Source organism: Pseudomonas oryzihabitans (assembly GCF_007665395.1).
Classification (GTDB): domain Bacteria; phylum Pseudomonadota; class Gammaproteobacteria; order Pseudomonadales; family Pseudomonadaceae; genus Chryseomonas; species Chryseomonas psychrotolerans_C.
On the sequence record NZ_VDND01000029.1, the window covers coordinates 1 to 484 of the forward strand.

1 protein-coding gene is annotated in these 484 nt (G+C 61.6%); it reads left to right on the forward strand.

From position 1 onward, the window contains the following. Position 1 precedes the first annotated feature (1 nt). Positions 2-484, forward strand: a 483-nt coding sequence (locus FSV73_RS25435) for a leucine zipper domain-containing protein (protein WP_260856168.1), incomplete at its 3' end; no start/stop codon positions are given.

The window sequence follows — 484 nt, forward strand, 5'->3', positions numbered from 1 at the left end:
CCTGCATAAACATGCCCGTCTTACCCCTCGAGGTCGAGCCCTTCTCGTACAACGCATGCTCACGGGGCTGCGCGCCGAGGATGCAGCACAAGCGGCGGGGGTCAGTGTCCGTACGGCCTACAAGTGGCTCAGGCGCTTTCGTGAGGAAGGCGAGTCCGGTCTGATGGATCGTTCATCACGTCCGCATTCATGCCCGCATGAGACCTCGGGTGACCTGGTCGCACACTTGATCCAGCTACGCCGATCTCGCCATACCTATCGACAGATCGCCCAACTACTCGGCGTGGCCGTCAGTACCGTTGCGCGTCGTCTCAAACAGGCAGGCTTTCATCGTTTGGCCGAGCTGGAGCCCGCTCCTGTGGTGGTGCGCTACGAATATCCCAAGGCCGGCGACCTGCTCCATCTGGATATCAAGAAGCTTGGCCGATTCTGGAAGCCTGGCCACCGAGTGACGGGGGATCGTCAGCAGAGCTGCGATGGCGCC